This is a genomic window from Pantoea sp. OXWO6B1, assembly GCF_001641135.1.
In the GTDB taxonomy this organism is placed as follows: Bacteria; Pseudomonadota; Gammaproteobacteria; order Enterobacterales; family Enterobacteriaceae; genus Pantoea; species Pantoea allii.
The window spans coordinates 687,801-704,196 of sequence record NZ_LWLR01000001.1; the positions used below are offsets into that span (position 1 = coordinate 687,801).

Here is a 16,396-nt window from a genome sequence, read left to right on the forward strand (position 1 = left end):
CAGCGCGCCTGGCGCATACAACGTATGTAACCAGAGAGGCGCACTGAACGGATGAAAATAGCGAACCGATGAGCCCGTGTTCTACAAACGCATTGGCATGACGACATAGGCCGCTGCCGGACTTACCACATCTTCGATCTGCACGCTTGATACCGAATCCGTCAGCAACAGACGCACATTCTCGCACTTAAGGGCATTCAGCACATCCAGTACGTAACTGACGTTGAAGCCAATTTCGAGTTCGCTGCCGTTATAGCTGACATCCAGCATCTCTTCCGCTTCTTCCTGCTCAGGATTATTGGCGGTAATTTTCAGCTGATTTTCGGTGATATGCAGCCGAACGCCGCGAAATTTCTCATTAGAGAGAATCGCCGCACGGGCAAAAGCCTGTTTCAGCAGATCGCAGCCTGCTTCCAGGGCTTTATCCGGGTTCTTAGGCAATACCCGACGATAATCAGGGAAACGACCATCTACCAGCTTGGAGGTAAAAATATAGTCGCCAACGTGCGCGCGGATATTACTGCTGCCAATCTGCACCTGAAGCGGCGTATCGCCGCCGTCCAGCAGGCGTAACAGCTCGATGACCCCTTTACGCGGCACAATCACTGAATGGCTTGGCAGCGCCTGGCCAATGGGCATTGAGCAGACCGCCAGACGGTGTCCGTCGGTAGCAACCGTACGCAGCTCTTCGCCTTCCGTCTCAAACATCATGCCGTTCAGGTAATAACGTACATCCTGGTGGGCCATAGAGAACTGGGTGGCTTCGATCAGGCGTTTTAGCGTGGCCTGAGGCAGCGTGAATTCAACTTCGTTCTGCCAGTCATCCAGATTGGGGAAATCGCTGGCGGGCAGCGTAGAGAGCGAAAAGCGGCTACGGCCAGAGCGCACTAACATGCGCTCGCCTTCCAGCGTTACGTTTATCTCCGCGCCTTCCGGCAGGCCACGGCAAATATCCAGGAATTTGCGTGCCGGAACGGTCGTCGCGCCGGTCTCGTGCGCCTGGGTTAGCGCAACCCGTGCGACCATTTCCATTTCTAAATCGGTGCCGGTCAGCAACAAAGAGCCTTCATTAACCTGCATCAGCAGGTTGCCGAGGATTGGCAGCGTCGGGCGACCACCTAATGGACCACTGACTTGCTGCAGCGGCTTTAGCAACTGTTCACGTTCAACAATAAATTTCATAGCGTCACGAAGATAATGTTCTGATGAGATTTGAGAAATCTTCTTTGATGTCGTGGCTTTCTTCACGCAACTGCTCAATCTTACGGCAAGCGTGAAGCACCGTGGTATGGTCGCGACCACCAAAAGCGTCGCCGATTTCCGGCAAACTGTGGTTGGTCAGCTCTTTAGCCATCGCCATCGCCATTTGACGCGGACGTGCTACCGAGCGCGAACGGCGCTTAGAGAGCAGGTCTGCGACTTTAATTTTGTAGTACTCAGCAACGGTCTTCTGAATATTATCAATAGTGACCAGCTTCTCTTGCAACGCCAGGAGATCCCGCAGCGCTTCGCGAACGAAATCGATCGTAATCGCCCGGCCGGTAAAATTGGCGTTGGCGATGACCCGGTTCAGTGCCCCTTCCAGCTCGCGCACGTTGGAACGTAAACGCTTGGCAATAAAGAAGGCTACTTCGCCCGGCAGGCGGATATCGTTTTCATCCGCCTTTTTCATCAGGATCGCGACGCGGGTTTCCAGTTCTGGCGGTTCGATCGCTACCGTTAAGCCCCAGCCAAAGCGTGACTTCAGACGATCTTCGACGCCGTTGATCTCTTTAGGATAACGATCCGAGGTCAGGATGATCTGCTGATTGCCTTCTAACAGGGCATTAAAGGTATGGAAAAACTCTTCTTGAGAACGCTCTTTGTTGGCAAAGAACTGAATGTCATCGATCAGCAGCGCGTCAACCGAACGGTAGTAGCGCTTAAACTCTTCGATAGCATTATTTTGCAGCGCTTTAACCATGTCCTGCACAAAGCGCTCGGAGTGCATGTAAACCACTTTGGCATTGGGTTTACGCGCAATAATGCCGTTACCTACCGCATGCAACAGGTGGGTTTTACCCAGGCCCGTACCGCCATAGAGAAACAGTGGGTTATAGGCCCCGCCAGGATTGTCAGCCACCTGGCGTGCCGCCGCGCGTGCCAGCTGGTTCGATTTACCTTCGACAAAGTTATCGAAGTTATGGCGATTATTGACGTTAGAACGATAAGTCACATCCGCTGGCGCAGGCACATTATCCCAGCTTGGGCGCATAATCTGCGCAGGCGCCGGGCGGTTTTGAACGGGTGCAGCCGGAGCGCTGACGCTGGCCATGACAGGCTGATTGACCGCTGCGGCTTGTTGAACCGGGCGCGTGCCCACCTCAAAACGCAACAACGGTACGTTGACACCGCAGAATTCATTCAGCAATGCATTGATGCTATTAAGGTATTTATCCCGAACCCAGTCGAGTACGAAGCGGTTAGGAGCATATAAGGCAAGCGTATTGTCGTTTAATTCAGCCTGAAGTGGACGGATCCACATGCTGAATTCGGTGGCAGGAAGCTCATCCTGCAAACGGGCAAGACACTGTTGCCAAAGCGTAAGTGACACGGCGGACTCCACTCGTACAAATTCGATAAGAAAAGTAGGCGCTAATCTAAGAAACGTTCATTTTTGACACAGACGAAAGAAAGCGCCTGCGACCGCTATCAGCGGTTTTCCATCCTGCAATCATTGGAGGATCGTCAGAGGAAGGGCGGATCATAGCGCAAAGCGCGACAGAGATCTTCCCTTTCTACACAGTTTTTATCCTTTTTATCCACAGGACATGAACGCGGAAGAAAGTTTACGCTTGTGGTAGAAAAAACCACCTGGGATCGCGCTGAATGATTCAATTTTTCGGACGAGCTCTCGTTTTTGCTTACTAACGCGCCCATTTGATCGCAATAAGATCCTGCGCGATCCTTGCGCTTTAACACAGACCCCGTATAATTCTTCCCCCGGCGTTGTCGCGTCATGCTCAATGCCCGGACTCAGCGGGCTGTAATCCGGGTTTCTGGTACCGCGACAAGCGAAGTAAATTGACTCGGGACTGTACAATTATTACAATCCCGCCTCTTTATTAAAGACACATTGAGGCGTCGGTCTGTTTTTTGGTCCGGAAACGCGTCACCCAGTGAAAATTTTCAAGTTTAGGTAGAAATCGCCATGAAACGCACTTTTCAACCGTCCGTACTGAAGCGCAACCGTTCACACGGCTTCCGTGCTCGTATGGCAACTAAAAATGGTCGTCAGGTTCTGGCACGTCGTCGTGCTAAAGGCCGCTCTCGTCTGACCGTTTCTAAGTAATAAAGCTAACCCTGGTGGGTAAGCTCGCATTTCCCAGGGAGTTACGTTTGTTAACTCCCACTCATTTCACTTTCGTCTTTCAGCAGCCACAACGGGCTGGCACGCCGCAAATTACTATTCTCGGCCGCCTCAACGCGCTGGGGTATCCCCGCATCGGTCTTACTGTCGCGAAAAAACATGTGAAACGCGCCCACGAACGCAACCGGATCAAGCGATTGACCCGCGAAAGCTTTCGTCTGCGTCAGCATGAATTACCGTCGATGGACTTTGTGGTGGTTGCGAAGAAGGGTGTTGCCGATCTCGATAACCGTATGTTGGCGGAAGCGTTGGAGAAATTATGGCGTCGTCACTGTCGCCTGGCGCGCGGTTCCTGATCGTCCTGATACGCGTTTATCAACGCGGCATCAGTCCATTACTGGGGCCACACTGTCGGTTTCATCCGACCTGCTCTCAATACGGAATTGAGGCCTTACGCAGGTTTGGCGTGATAAAAGGCAGTTGGTTGACTTTAAAACGCGTATTAAAATGCCACCCTTTGAACCCGGGTGGTGACGATCCTGTGCCGCCAAAAACCTTTGATACCAGAGAACATTAACGATGGATTCGCAACGCAATCTCTTTCTCATCGCTTTTCTGTTCGTGTCTTTCATGATCTGGCAAGCCTGGCAGACGGACCATGCTCCGAAGCCTTTGCAGACCCAGACCACGCAGAACACAAACAGTGCAGCCGGTGATGCTGCAGGCCAGGGTGTACCGGCCAGCGGCCAGGGTAAAACGATCACCGTTAAGACTGATGTCCTGTCATTAACTATCAACACCCGCGGTGGCGATGTTGACCAGGCACAACTGCTGACTTACCCAGATAAGCTGGGTTCTGATAAGCCGTTCGAGCTGCTGGAAACCACACCGTCGTTTGTTTACCAGGCGCAAAGTGGCTTAACGGGTCGTAATGGTCCGGATAATCCTAACAATGGTGCGCGTCCGCTGTATAACACCGCCCAGGACCATTTCGAACTGGCTGACGGTCAGAGCGAACTGCGTGTGCCGATGACGTTCACCGCTGAAAACGGCGTTGTCTATACCAAGACATTCGTGTTCAAGCGTGGCGACTATGCGGTTAATGTTGACTACAACATCAACAATACCAGCCAGCAGCCGCTGGAGTTGTCGATGTTTGGCCAGTTAAAGCAGACCATCGATTTGCCTAAACACCGTGATACCGGCAGCAACAACTTTGCGTTGCACACCTTCCGCGGTACGGCTTACTCCACCAGCGAATCGAAATACGAAAAGATTAAGTTCGATACCATCGCGGATAACGAAAACCTCAATACCAATACCAGCAATGGTTGGGTAGCGATGTTGCAGCAGTATTTTGCCACCGCATGGGTGCCGCGCACCCAGGGCGCGAATACGCTTTACACCAGTAATCTGGGTAATGGCGTTGCCGCCATCGGCTATAAATCCGCGCCGGTAACCGTTGCGCCGGGTGCACAACAGACGCTGGATGCCACGCTGTGGGTTGGCCCGGAAATTCAGGACAAGATGGCTGCCATTGCGCCTCACCTTGACCTGACGGTTGACTACGGTTGGTTATGGTTTATCTCTCAGCCACTGTTTAAACTGTTGAAGTTCATTCACAGCTTTATCGGTAACTGGGGCTTCTCCATCATCATCATCACGTTCATCGTGCGTGGCATCATGTACCCGCTGACCAAAGCGCAGTACACCTCGATGGCGAAAATGCGCATGCTGCAGCCGAAGATTCAGGCGATGCGTGAGCGTTTAGGTGACGATAAGCAGAAGCAGAGCCAGGAAATGATGGCGCTGTATAAAGCAGAAAAAGTGAATCCGCTGGGTGGCTGTTTGCCGCTGGTGATTCAGATGCCTATCTTCCTTGCCTTGTACTACATGCTGTCCGGCTCGGTAGAACTGCGTCATGCGCCGTTCATTTTATGGATCCACGATCTGTCAGCACAGGATCCGTACTATATTCTGCCGATTCTGATGGGCATCACCATGTTCTTCATTCAGAAGATGTCACCGACCACCGTGACCGATCCGATGCAGCAGAAGATCATGACGTATATGCCTGTGATTTTCACCGTGTTCTTCCTGTGGTTCCCGTCAGGTCTGGTGCTGTACTACATCGTCAGTAACCTGGTGACCATCCTCCAGCAGCAGCTGATTTATCGCGGGCTGGAAAAACGTGGCTTACACAGCCGCGACAAGAAGAAAGCGTAAAGCCGTCGCGGGAGGTCTCCCGCGATAAAAACGGTTATGCTCAGGCGGTCAAAGCGACCGCCTTTGTTTTTTGTAGTGAGAGAGAATTTATGAGCCATAGCGATACCATTGTTGCTCAGGCAACCCCGCCCGGACGCGGCGGCGTTGGCATTTTGCGTATTTCCGGTCCGCGAGCCGCCGAGGTTGCGCAGCAGATATTGGGTAAACTGCCCAAACCGCGTTATGCCGACTATTTATCGTTTAACGATAGTGACGGCAGCGTGTTGGATCAGGGGATCGCGCTATGGTTTCCCGGCCCCCACTCATTCACCGGGGAAGACGTGCTGGAATTGCAGGGGCACGGCGGCCCGGTGATTCTGGATCTGCTGCTGAAACGGATTGTGGCGCTGCCGGGTCTGCGCATTGCCCAACCGGGTGAATTCTCTGAGCGTGCCTTTCTGAACGACAAACTCGATTTAGCGCAGGCAGAAGCCATTGCCGATCTGATTGATGCCAGCTCAGAACAGGCGGCACGATCGGCGGTCAACTCACTGCAGGGCGCATTCTCTGTCCGTATTAATCATCTGGTGGAAGCACTGACTCATCTGCGTATCTATGTTGAGGCGGCGATTGATTTCCCCGATGAGGAGATCGATTTTCTGTCTGACGGTAAAATCGAAGGGCAGCTGAATAAGGTCATCAGCGATCTTGATGCCGTGCGTGCCGAAGCCAAACAGGGCAGCCTGTTGCGCGAAGGCATGAAGGTTGTCATTGCCGGTCGGCCGAATGCCGGAAAATCCAGCCTGCTTAATGCGCTTGCCGGACGTGAGGCGGCCATCGTGACCGATATCGCCGGTACGACGCGCGATGTACTGCGTGAGCACATTCATATTGACGGTATGCCGTTGCATATCATTGATACCGCCGGGTTACGTGAAGCCAGCGATGAAGTGGAGCGTATTGGTATTGAACGCGCCTGGCACGAAATCGAACAGGCCGACAGAGTGCTGTTTATGGTCGATGGCACCACTACTCACGCAACCGAACCGGCTGAGATCTGGCCAGATTTTGTCGCACGCTTGCCGCCCCAGTTGCCGATTACCGTGGTGCGCAATAAAGCCGACATCACCGGTGAAACACTGGGCCTGACAGAAGTCGATGGTCATTCGCTTATCAGGCTTTCAGCCAGAACCAGCGAAGGCCTGGACACATTGCGCGACCATCTCAAACAGACCATGGGCTTTGCCGATAATATGGAAGGTGGCTTCCTGGCACGCCGTCGTCATCTGCAGGCACTGGAGCGTGCTGCGACGCATCTGGAACAGGGCAAATCTCAGCTCTTAGGTGCCTGGGCAGGCGAGTTGCTGGCAGAGGAGTTGCGCCTTGCGCAGCAGGCGCTCAGCGAAATTACCGGTGAATTTACCTCGGACGATTTGCTGGGACGCATTTTTTCGAGCTTCTGTATCGGCAAATGATGTACAGCACGTAACCCGTCAGCGGCATGGCAAAAACAGAACGCCGCCGCTCAGGGGATAAACCGTAATGTGTTGCTTATTCGTTATTGTGGCGTAGGTTATTATTGTTAAGGATGCTCTGCCCCGCGTTTTTTGCTGTGCATTGACGGTCAAAAAACGTGATAAGACGGGCCGGAATGCATCCAAAAACCTGAACTCACCGTATAGGTTGAATACTGGATGTCTTCCCTGGAGAGTTATAATGACTACATCGCTTGATGATAACGCGCTCAATACCCTTTTTTACCATGCCCGCACTCACAATCACTGGCAGCAAAAACCCGTGGACCCGGCCCTGCTGGAGCAACTCTATCAGCTCGTTGCCCTGGCCCCAACTTCTGCAAACTGCTCGCCGGGACGCTTCGTTTTTGTCACCTCAGCGGAGGGGAAAGAAAAGCTGAAACCGGCGCTGGCGTCAGGCAACCTTGAGAAAACCATGAATGCCCCGGTCACCGTTATTATTGCCTGGGACAGCGAATTTTATCAGCACCTGACGATGCTGTTTCAACATGCCGATGCGCGTAACTGGTTTACCAACACACCGGATTTAGTCAAAGAGACGGCCTTTCGTAACAGTAGCCTGCAGGCAGGATATTTTATTCTGGCAGCGCGCGCGTTGGGGCTGGATGCCGGGCCGATGTCGGGTTTCGATCCGTTAAAAGTGAACGAGGCCTTTTTTGCCGATACCACCTGGCAGGCCAATCTGTTAATTAATTTGGGCTATGGCATCCCGGATAAGCTTCATCCCCGTTTACCCCGTCTGAGCCTTGAGCAGGCGTGCCAGTTCGTCTGATATCCACGAGCGTTGCGGTCGTTTCGTAGCGCCCATCCCTGACGGTTTATGCTGCCTGCCGTGCGGGTGTCAGCCTGATGCTTTTCTGAAAAGCGAAGGGTTTACGGTATGCCGAATGCGGCAGCCAGAGAAAGCGCTTATAATCCTGCTGATGATTATCTGACCATTCTCATGGAGCGACAGATGGCTGGTCATTTTGTTCGTTGGGCAGGCAACCCCGGCCAACGGCTCGTTGACATGACAATGACGCAGGACGTTATCGACAGCGTGCGACACGTGGCGGATAAACGTCGCGAGCGCTTTCTGGCGGCGCGCATTATATTGAAGCAGCTCATGCAACGCGTTTATGGCCTTCATCATCTTCCTCCGATAGTTAACTGCCATAACGGCCGCCCGGCCTTCGTGGACCCCGATCTCCCGGACTTTAATATTGCCTACGCAGGGAATACCGTTGGCGTACTGCTGGCTGAAGAGCGCAGTCAGGTTGGGCTGGAGATTGATATCGTGCGGGCGCACAGTCGTCAGACGCAGGAGCAGATGATGCAGGGCTTAAGTTCGGGAGAAATCACCTGGATTAATGCCCAGCAAGACGTGCCTGAGGCGGTGACGCAGATTTGGACGCTACGTCGCAGCGTGATGAAACTCCAGGGGGGAGATGAAACAGGACTGACGTCGCTCCAGCTGTTACCCGGCGCCGGACGCCTGCGTTCAACGCTTCATACCGATCTGCAAATTCTGTGTGATGCCGAGCCCACGCTGGTGTGGTCCTGTGCTTTATCACCTCAGATACGGCACTTGCACTTATGGGAAATAACCGGCGACGGCCAGTGGTCTGAACTGCGTGATATCACCCTGGACAAGCCGGATGCCGGTACGCAGATGATACGTCTGACGACGCTGAATGGACGCGCGCTGGCCTTATCCTGACCGCTGAGGCCAGTCGCCAGCACGCGCAAAGTCGTTTATCGCCGCTTAGTGTCCGTCGATAAACGCGATTTTAAGCACAAACAGTAATGCGACGATCACCACGCAGGGACTGATTTCACGCCAGCGCCCCGTGCCCAGCTTCATCACACAGTAAGCAATAAAGCCCAGCGCGATGCCTTCGGTGATTGAGAAGCTAAAGGGCATCATTGCTGCCGTAACGAACGCAGGGACGGCTTCCGTCAGATCGTCCCATTTCACCCGAGACAGGCTGGCCGTCATCAGTACGCCAACGTAGATCAGCGCGCCTGCTGCGGCATAAGCCGGAACCATGGCCGCCAGCGGCGACAAAAACGTCACCAGCAGGAACAGAAGACCGGTAACCACTGCCATCAGGCCGGTACGACCGCCTACGGCGACGCCAGAGGTACTTTCAATATAGGCCGTAACGGACGAGGTGCCCGCCAGCGCGCCGGTCACAGAGCTTATACTGTCGACATACAGCGCCTGCTTCATCCGTGGAAAAGTACCCTTTTCATCGGCGATTCCGGCTTTATCGGTAACACCAATGAGCGTACCGGACGAGTCAAACAGATTGACCAGCATAAAAGAGAAGATAATGCCGGCCATGCCAACATTAAATGCACCTTTAATATCGACCTGACCGACCACCGAGGTGATGGAAGGGGGCGCAGAGAATACGCCAACAAACTTAACGTCGCCCAGCATCCAGCCAATCGCCGTGGTGACGATCATCGAAATCAGCACGGCGGCGTGAATATTGCGTGACGCCAGAATGGCGATAATAAAGAAACCCAATGCGCCCAGCAGGACATGATGTGAGCTGAGATTACCCACAGTGACCAGCGTATCCGGGTTCGCCACAATGATGCCGGCGTTTTTTAGCCCCATCATCGCAATAAATAACCCAATGCCAGCGGTAATGCCGACGCGCAGGCTGAGCGGAATGTTGGCGATCATCCAGTAGCGGACGCGCAGCAGCGTCAGGATCAACAGCCCCAGCGCCCCCCAAAAGATTGCGCCCATTCCTACCTGCCATGAGTAGCCCATGGCCCCCACGACGACGAAAGCAAAAAAGGCATTGAGGCCCATCGCGGGTGCCAGCGCCACCGGCAGGTTAGCGAACAGGCCCATCAGAATGCTACCGAACGCGGCAATCAGACAGGTGGTCACAAACACCGCCTGGGTATTCATGCCTGCGACACCCAAAATCTGTGGGTTAACAAAGACGATGTAGACCATGGTCAAAAACGTGGTAATGCCTGCGATGACCTCGGTACGAACCGTTGTACCATGTTCCTGCAGCTTAAATACGCGCTGAAAAAGGCCGTGTTTGTTCATGCCATTTATCCAGAAGAAAATTTCACCGGCGCGTATCCTGGCGATTTTGCCCCTGCAATACAATGATTTTTCGCAACCGATTGCCATTATCGCAATTCGACAGGGTTACGTTAAAGTGTAAGGGCACCCACATAAAAGGATTGAGTCAGATGTCAGCAGAATGCGTCTTTTTCGATTGCGATGGTACCCTGGTAGACAGTGAAGTACTGTGCACCCGCGCTTATGTCACCACGTTTGCCCGTTACGGTATTACGCTCTCCCTGCAGGAGATGTTTGAAAAGTATAAAGGGGTAAAACTGTATGACATTATCCGCGATGTCGCGGAATCGCACCGGATAACCTTACCGCTGGAGGAGGTTGAACCTGCCTACCGCAGCGAAGTGGCGCGATTATTTGATCTTGAACTGAAGCCGATCGCCGGGGCGAAGGCGCTGGTGGAGCAGATGAAGGTGCCGGTGTGTGTGGTATCCAACGGCACGGTCAAGAAGATGCAGCACTCGCTGGGCTTGACCGGCATGCTGGACTATTTTGCCGATCATCTTTACAGCGGTTACGACATTGGCCACTGGAAACCCGAGCCAGAACTCATGTTTCACGCCGCCCGGCACATGCAGGTCCCTGTTGAACGCTGTATTTTGGTGGATGACTCTGAAGCGGGCGCGCAGGCCGGTATCGCCGCCGGCATGCCGGTGTTCTATTACTGTGCCGATGCACATAACCCGGCGCTTGATCATCCACTGGTCACGGTGTTCACGGATATGGCCGCGTTGCCCGGGCTATGGCGCGCCCGGGGTTGGAATCTGACAACATAGCCCTCAGGTCACCCAGTGCCGTCTGTCTATCCGACTGAGTATCATCGCCAGGAGTAAACTGCCTGCCAGGGTGACGGTGAACACGGCAGGCAGATCCAGCCAGGGCCGCGTCATATCGTCATAGTGGTTGGTGCGGATGAAATGAATAAACAGCGCGTGAAAACCGTAAATGGGCAGCGAGTAACGTGAAATCGTCGCTAAACCGGGCAAGGTTCGTTGATTAAAGGCATTTTTGAACACCAGCAGGGCGCTGATAGCCGCAATAAAAACCAGCGGTCCGCAGTAGAGATACCAGGTGTCGTTAAACGCGCCGTTGACGATTAGCGCCCGTTTGGTGCCAAGCATAATGCCGGTCACGCAGGCCAGGAAAGCCACCGCCGCGAGCGCAGTCACGCCGCGCCTGTCTGTTTCCATGGTTCCGATAGCCCGGCCTAACAGCGCGTAGAGCAGGTAGTAAATACTGTCTCCGCTCATATACAGGTTAATCGGCAACCAGTGGAATCGTCCCCATGACTGATCCATGGTATTGGGATTCGCCAGCACCACCAAAACCAACACCAGCAACGCGACGTAGCGCGGTCGTACGCTTTTTACCTGAATCAGTGGCGACAGCAGGTAAATGCCGATCAGCGCGAAGAAAAACCACAGATGGTAAAACACCGGCTTCTGCAGCATTTTTAAAATCGAGCGTCCTTCACCGATGGGCGTCAGCAGGCTGATATAGACCAGCGAGACGGCACTGTAAAACAGCAGGCACCCCACAAGCCGCCATAAATGACGTGGCTGCGCACTGCGCTCCCCAAAGAACAGGTAGCCGGAAATCATAAAAAACAGCGGCACACAGATGCGCGACGTCGAGTTGAACAGGTTGGCAACGTCCCACCAGTGACCTTTTATCGCCATCGGCCCGGCCAGATACCAGGTGGTAGTGTGAATGACGATGACCATCAGGCAGGCAATCGCCCGCAAATTATCTATCCAGTAAATCTTTTGCGACATGGTTTCCTCTGGCGCAGTGCGTCCCGGTGCAAAGCGTAGCCAGTCGCGTCGCAGTCAACAAGCGCGTTGACAGGGATTCAGAACCCTCTGTGCGCAAGATCGCATGAAAAAAGCCAAACGGCACAGGTTAATTTCGCCGTTCAGCGGCGCTTGGGTGCCGAACGGCGTCCTAAAATCTACGTTTGGGGCTGCACGGCAGGATTTCCGGCTGCACATCGCGCGGTCAAAGGGTATACTGTCGCACTCTTTTTTTATCTAGCCGAACCGCGTGCGAACTCATCATGCAAAAGTTTGATACCAAGACCTTTCAGGGCCTGATCCTGACATTGCAAGATTACTGGGCGCGCCAGGGCTGCACCATTGTTCAGCCACTGGACATGGAAGTGGGCGCTGGTACTTCACACCCAATGACCTGCCTGCGTGCACTTGGCCCGGAGCCGATTGCCGCTGCCTATGTGCAGCCGTCCCGCCGTCCTACCGACGGTCGCTACGGCGAAAACCCGAATCGCTTACAGCACTATTACCAGTTTCAGGTGATCATCAAGCCCTCGCCAGACAACATTCAGGAGCTGTACCTTGGGTCGCTGAAAGAGTTGGGTATGGATCCGACTGTGCACGATATTCGCTTTGTCGAAGACAACTGGGAAAACCCGACGCTGGGCGCCTGGGGACTCGGCTGGGAAGTGTGGCTGAACGGCATGGAAGTGACGCAGTTTACCTATTTCCAGCAGGTCGGCGGCCTGGAGTGCAAACCGGTGACCGGCGAGATCACATATGGTCTCGAGCGCCTTGCCATGTACATTCAAGGCGTTGACAGCGTTTATGATCTGGTCTGGAGCGACGGTCCGCTAGGCAAAACGACCTACGGCGACGTGTTCCACCAGAACGAAGTCGAGCAGTCTACTTACAACTTCGAATACGCCGATGTGGATTTTCTCTTCACCTGTTTTGAACAGTATGAGAAAGAAGCGCAGCATTTGCTGGCGCTGGAAAAACCGCTGCCACTGCCTGCTTACGAGCGCATCCTGAAAGCCGCGCACAGCTTTAACCTGCTGGACGCGCGTAAAGCGATCTCGGTGACTGAACGTCAGCGCTACATTCTGCGTATTCGCACCCTGACCAAAGCCGTGGCTGAAGCCTATTACGCTTCTCGTGAAGCGCTGGGCTTCCCGATGTGCAATAACAAAAAGTAAGAGGCAGCCATGACTGAGAAAACGTTCCTGGTGGAAATCGGCACCGAAGAGCTGCCACCGAAAGCATTACGTAGCCTGGCGGAAGCCTTCGCGGCGCAGGTTACGGCCGAGCTGGATGCGGCCAATCTGAACCATGGCGAGGTGCTCTGGTTCGCCGCGCCGCGTCGCCTGGCGCTGAAAATCGCGAATCTGAGTGCCGCCCAACCTGACCGTGAAGTTGAAAAGCGCGGGCCTGCAGTAGCCGCAGCGTTTGATGCAGACGGCAACGCGACGAAAGCCGCAGAAGGCTGGGCGCGCGGTAATGGCATTACGGTTGATCAGGCTGAACGCCTGAGCACCGATAAAGGCGAATGGCTGGTTTATCGTGCCCAGGTTAAAGGTGAGGCCGCTCAGGCATTACTGCCGGGAATGATTGCCACGGCCCTGAGCAAACTGCCTGTGCCTAAACTGATGCGCTGGGGTAACAGCGACGTGCAGTTTGTGCGTCCGGTGCACACCGTTACCATGCTGCTCGGTGATGAACTGATCCCCGGTACGATTCTGGGCATTCAGTCAGACCGCGTTATTCGTGGTCATCGCTTTATGGGCGAAAGTGAAATCACGCTCGAGAACGCCGATCAGTATCCGGATGTGCTTGAAAAGCGCGGCCAGGTGATTGCCGACTATCAGGTCCGCAAAGCCATGATCAAAGCCGATGCGGAAGCCGCGGCACGTCGTTTAGGCGGCGTAGCCGACCTGAGTGACAGCCTGCTGGAAGAGGTAACGTCGCTGGTGGAATGGCCGGTTGTATTAACTGCCACCTTTGAGGAAAAATTCCTCAAAGTACCTTCTGAAGCGCTGGTTTACACCATGAAGGGCGATCAGAAATACTTCCCGGTTTATGACGCCGCTGGCAACCTGCTGCCGAACTTCATTTTTGTGACCAACATTGAGTCCAGCGATCCGCAGCAGATCATTTCAGGTAATGAAAAGGTCGTTCGCCCGCGTCTGGCGGATGCCGAATTTTTCTTTAATACCGACCGCAAAAAACGCCTTGAAGATCATCTGCCACGCCTCGACACCGTGCTGTTCCAGAAAGAGCTGGGTTCGCTGCGTGACAAAACTGACCGCATTCAGGCTCTGGCAGGCTGGGTTGCGGCGCAGATGGGGGCGGATGTGAACCACGCGACGCGCGCAGGCTTGCTGTCGAAGTGTGACCTGATGACCAACATGGTGTTTGAGTTTACCGACACGCAAGGCGTGATGGGCATGCACTATGCGCGTCATGACGGCGAAGCCGAAGATGTTGCCGTGGCGCTGAACGAGCAGTATCAGCCGCGATTTGCGGGGGATGATTTGCCCTCCAGCCCGGTAGCCTGCGCACTGGCGATCGCCGATAAGATGGACACCCTGGCCGGTATTTTCGGCATTGGTCAACATCCTAAAGGCGATAAAGATCCCTTTGCACTGCGTCGTGCCGCCCTTGGCGTACTGCGCATTATCGTAGAGAAAAATCTGCCGCTCGACCTGCAAACGCTGACGGAAGAAGCCGTGCGCCTGTATGGCAGCAAGCTGAGCAATGCTAATGCGGTTAATGACGTCATCGACTTCATGCTGGGGCGCTTCCGCACCTGGTATCAGGAAGAAGGTCACAGCATTGATACATTGCAGGCGGTACTGGCACGTCGTCCGACCCGTCCGGCAGACTTTGATGCACGCATGAAGGCGGTATCACACTTCCGTACGCTGGATGAGGCTGCCGCACTGGCCGCTGCCAACAAGCGCGTCTCTAACATTCTGGCGAAATCGACCGAACCGCTGAATGACAGCGTGCAGGCGTCATTGTTGAAAGAGAACGAAGAAATCCAGCTGGCCACTTTTGTTACCGCCCTGAGCAGCAAACTGCAGCCTTACTTTGCAGAAGGTCGCTATCAGGATGCGTTAATTGAGCTGGCCCAACTGCGTGAAGCAGTAGACAACTTCTTTGACAAAGTCATGGTGAATGCAGAAGACCAGGCGGTGCGGATTAATCGTCTGACGCTGCTGTCGAAACTGCGCGAACTGTTCCTGCAGGTCGCCGATATTTCACTGCTGCAGTAACCCATGCGAAGCGCTAAAAAAGGGACGAGAAATCGTCCCTTTTTTTATTCAGTGTGTCCCGTCCTGAATAGCGTTGAGATATCTCAAATTTGAAGAACAGTTAGTCATGCCTGAATAGCATTGCTGCTGCGGCAGGAGATTTTGTGCCGTCCGTCTTTTGAACGGGCATCCTTTTCACAACAGAGTGCAATAGCAGCACATTTTTTCTTTCGTCAGCGTCAAGACGGCCATTTTTATCCGCAACCCGTTTCAGCACGCGTTGCGGAGATCACCGCTTGATGAATCAACCTCGCCCGGCGTTATCGGCCAGATAGCCCGCAAAGCGAACGCCCGCCTTAAAATGTCCAGGTCACACCGGAAGAGAGCGTCCAGTAATACTGTTGATCCGTCATCGGACTGTCGCGAAGTGCGCCAGTGAGGAAGGTCACTTTGGGTTGCAGATAAATATGCAAAGGCGTAACAGGATGCCAGTCAAATGCCAAAGCAAGCCACGGCGTAACGCCCTGATGGTTCCAGGAAGATAAACCGCTGCGGGCAGATTCCTGTGCGTTCACACCATAGTAATAGCTTGCCTGTTGCTTATTAAGCCAGTCAACGCCGACCTGTGGATAAACATCTAGCTGCATGAAAGAGACCTGTCCCGCCCATGCGACCGTCCCCAGCACTCCCCGGCTTTCATTCAGCGTATCGGCAGACAGTTCGGTTCTGAAGGCACCCACAGGCGTTATTTTCTGGTAGCTAATGCCGCCCATCATGGTGCTGTGGCGAATACGTAACTGCCGCAGCGCCGAATCAGATGACTGACCGGGATCGAATTCGTTATCCAGATACCACCAGCGCGCTTTGAATTGTGTGGTGTCATCCTTGATGAAATACGCACCAACTTCGGTGCCATCAATGTAGACATGATTGTTGTCATAGCCCACATAAGGCAGGCCTGAATATTGGGTTTTGTACTGGTGATAAGGCGTAAAGTTCGCTTCGCCCTGTGCACCCAGGGTCAGCCCCTCAGCCCAGGCGTGCGTGATATTACCGACCAGGAGGCAACACAATGCCGTTCTGAAGAGTGATTGCATGATAGATATTTATCCGGTTTTCGTCTGCCTGAGGCGATGGACTGTCAGGTCTCACAGCCCGTAAAAGGAATGCGCGTAAATAACAACATT

At 53.9% G+C, this 16,396-nt stretch carries 15 protein-coding genes; 10 read left to right on the forward strand and 5 right to left on the reverse strand.

Annotation, left to right across the window (positions count from 1 at the left end):
- Positions 1 to 81: 81 nt before the first annotated feature.
- Both dnaN and dnaA read right to left on the reverse strand, forming a co-directional pair.
- Entirely contained in the window at positions 82 to 1,182 is a 1,101-nt protein-coding gene (gene dnaN / locus A6A26_RS05555) for a DNA polymerase III subunit beta (RefSeq protein ID WP_063877829.1), read from the reverse strand.
- Between the two features lie 4 nt (positions 1,183 to 1,186).
- Positions 1,187 to 2,593: a chromosomal replication initiator protein DnaA gene (gene dnaA / locus A6A26_RS05560; RefSeq protein WP_063877830.1), complete on the reverse strand. Its 1,407-nt coding sequence runs from the start codon at positions 2,591 to 2,593 to the stop codon at positions 1,187 to 1,189.
- Positions 2,594 to 3,190: 597 nt separating this feature from the next.
- On the opposite strand from dnaA, the gene rpmH reads away from it, so the two are divergent.
- From rpmH to A6A26_RS05585, 7 genes are all read left to right on the forward strand, one after another.
- Positions 3,191 to 3,331 (forward strand): 50S ribosomal protein L34, encoded by a 141-nt coding sequence (gene rpmH, locus A6A26_RS24635; protein ID WP_003849659.1) that lies wholly within the window; start codon positions 3,191 to 3,193, stop codon positions 3,329 to 3,331.
- A 14-nt stretch (positions 3,332 to 3,345) separates the two neighbouring features.
- A complete protein-coding gene (gene rnpA / locus A6A26_RS05565) occupies positions 3,346 to 3,705 on the forward strand; it encodes a ribonuclease P protein component (protein ID WP_013023999.1) in 360 nt (119 codons plus the stop codon).
- Entirely contained in the window at positions 3,669 to 3,926 is a 258-nt protein-coding gene (gene yidD, locus A6A26_RS24640) for a membrane protein insertion efficiency factor YidD (RefSeq protein WP_006121380.1), read from the forward strand. The genes rnpA and yidD overlap by 37 nt, the downstream gene beginning before the upstream one ends.
- Before the next feature lie 2 nt (positions 3,927 to 3,928).
- Positions 3,929 to 5,575 carry a membrane protein insertase YidC gene (yidC, locus tag A6A26_RS05570; protein ID WP_063877831.1) on the forward strand — a complete coding sequence of 549 codons (1,647 nt, stop codon included), beginning with the start codon at positions 3,929 to 3,931 and terminating at the stop codon, positions 5,573 to 5,575.
- Between the two features lie 89 nt (positions 5,576 to 5,664).
- Positions 5,665 to 7,029: a tRNA uridine-5-carboxymethylaminomethyl(34) synthesis GTPase MnmE gene (gene mnmE / locus A6A26_RS05575; protein WP_063877832.1), complete on the forward strand. Its 1,365-nt coding sequence runs from the start codon at positions 5,665 to 5,667 to the stop codon at positions 7,027 to 7,029.
- Positions 7,030 to 7,270: 241 nt separating this feature from the next.
- On the forward strand, positions 7,271 to 7,861 hold the full coding sequence (locus tag A6A26_RS05580) for a malonic semialdehyde reductase (RefSeq protein ID WP_063877833.1): 591 nt from the start codon (positions 7,271 to 7,273) through the stop codon (positions 7,859 to 7,861).
- A 183-nt stretch (positions 7,862 to 8,044) separates the two neighbouring features.
- The gene (locus A6A26_RS05585; RefSeq protein ID WP_063881070.1) at positions 8,045 to 8,788 is read left to right on the forward strand and encodes a 4'-phosphopantetheinyl transferase family protein; all 744 of its coding nucleotides are present in this window, start codon (positions 8,045 to 8,047) and stop codon (positions 8,786 to 8,788) included.
- 45 nt (positions 8,789 to 8,833) lie between these two features.
- Here the strand turns inward: A6A26_RS05585 and A6A26_RS05590 are convergent, their stop codons facing one another.
- Positions 8,834 to 10,147 carry an NCS2 family permease gene (locus tag A6A26_RS05590; RefSeq protein WP_063877834.1) on the reverse strand — a complete coding sequence of 438 codons (1,314 nt, stop codon included), beginning with the start codon at positions 10,145 to 10,147 and terminating at the stop codon, positions 8,834 to 8,836.
- Between the two features lie 149 nt (positions 10,148 to 10,296).
- Between A6A26_RS05590 and yieH the strand changes: the two genes are divergently transcribed.
- The gene (gene yieH, locus A6A26_RS05595) at positions 10,297 to 10,959 is read left to right on the forward strand and encodes a 6-phosphogluconate phosphatase (RefSeq protein ID WP_063877835.1); all 663 of its coding nucleotides are present in this window, start codon (positions 10,297 to 10,299) and stop codon (positions 10,957 to 10,959) included.
- Positions 10,960 to 10,962: 3 nt separating this feature from the next.
- On the opposite strand, the gene A6A26_RS05600 is transcribed toward yieH, so the two are convergent.
- Entirely contained in the window at positions 10,963 to 11,958 is a 996-nt protein-coding gene (locus A6A26_RS05600; RefSeq protein WP_063877836.1) for an acyltransferase, read from the reverse strand.
- 281 nt (positions 11,959 to 12,239) lie between these two features.
- Here A6A26_RS05600 and glyQ point away from each other — a divergent pair, with 281 nt between their 5' ends.
- Together glyQ and glyS are read left to right on the forward strand one after the other, a co-directional pair.
- Positions 12,240 to 13,151, forward strand: a complete 912-nt coding sequence (glyQ, locus tag A6A26_RS05605; RefSeq protein ID WP_031375581.1) for a glycine--tRNA ligase subunit alpha — start codon at positions 12,240 to 12,242, stop codon at positions 13,149 to 13,151.
- Between the two features lie 9 nt (positions 13,152 to 13,160).
- The gene (glyS, locus tag A6A26_RS05610) at positions 13,161 to 15,230 is read left to right on the forward strand and encodes a glycine--tRNA ligase subunit beta (protein WP_063877837.1); all 2,070 of its coding nucleotides are present in this window, start codon (positions 13,161 to 13,163) and stop codon (positions 15,228 to 15,230) included.
- Positions 15,231 to 15,565: 335 nt separating this feature from the next.
- On the opposite strand, the gene A6A26_RS05615 is transcribed toward glyS, so the two are convergent.
- Complete coding sequence (locus A6A26_RS05615; protein ID WP_063877838.1) at positions 15,566 to 16,306, reverse strand: MipA/OmpV family protein; 741 nt, start codon at positions 16,304 to 16,306, stop codon at positions 15,566 to 15,568.
- Positions 16,307 to 16,396 lie beyond the last annotated feature (90 nt).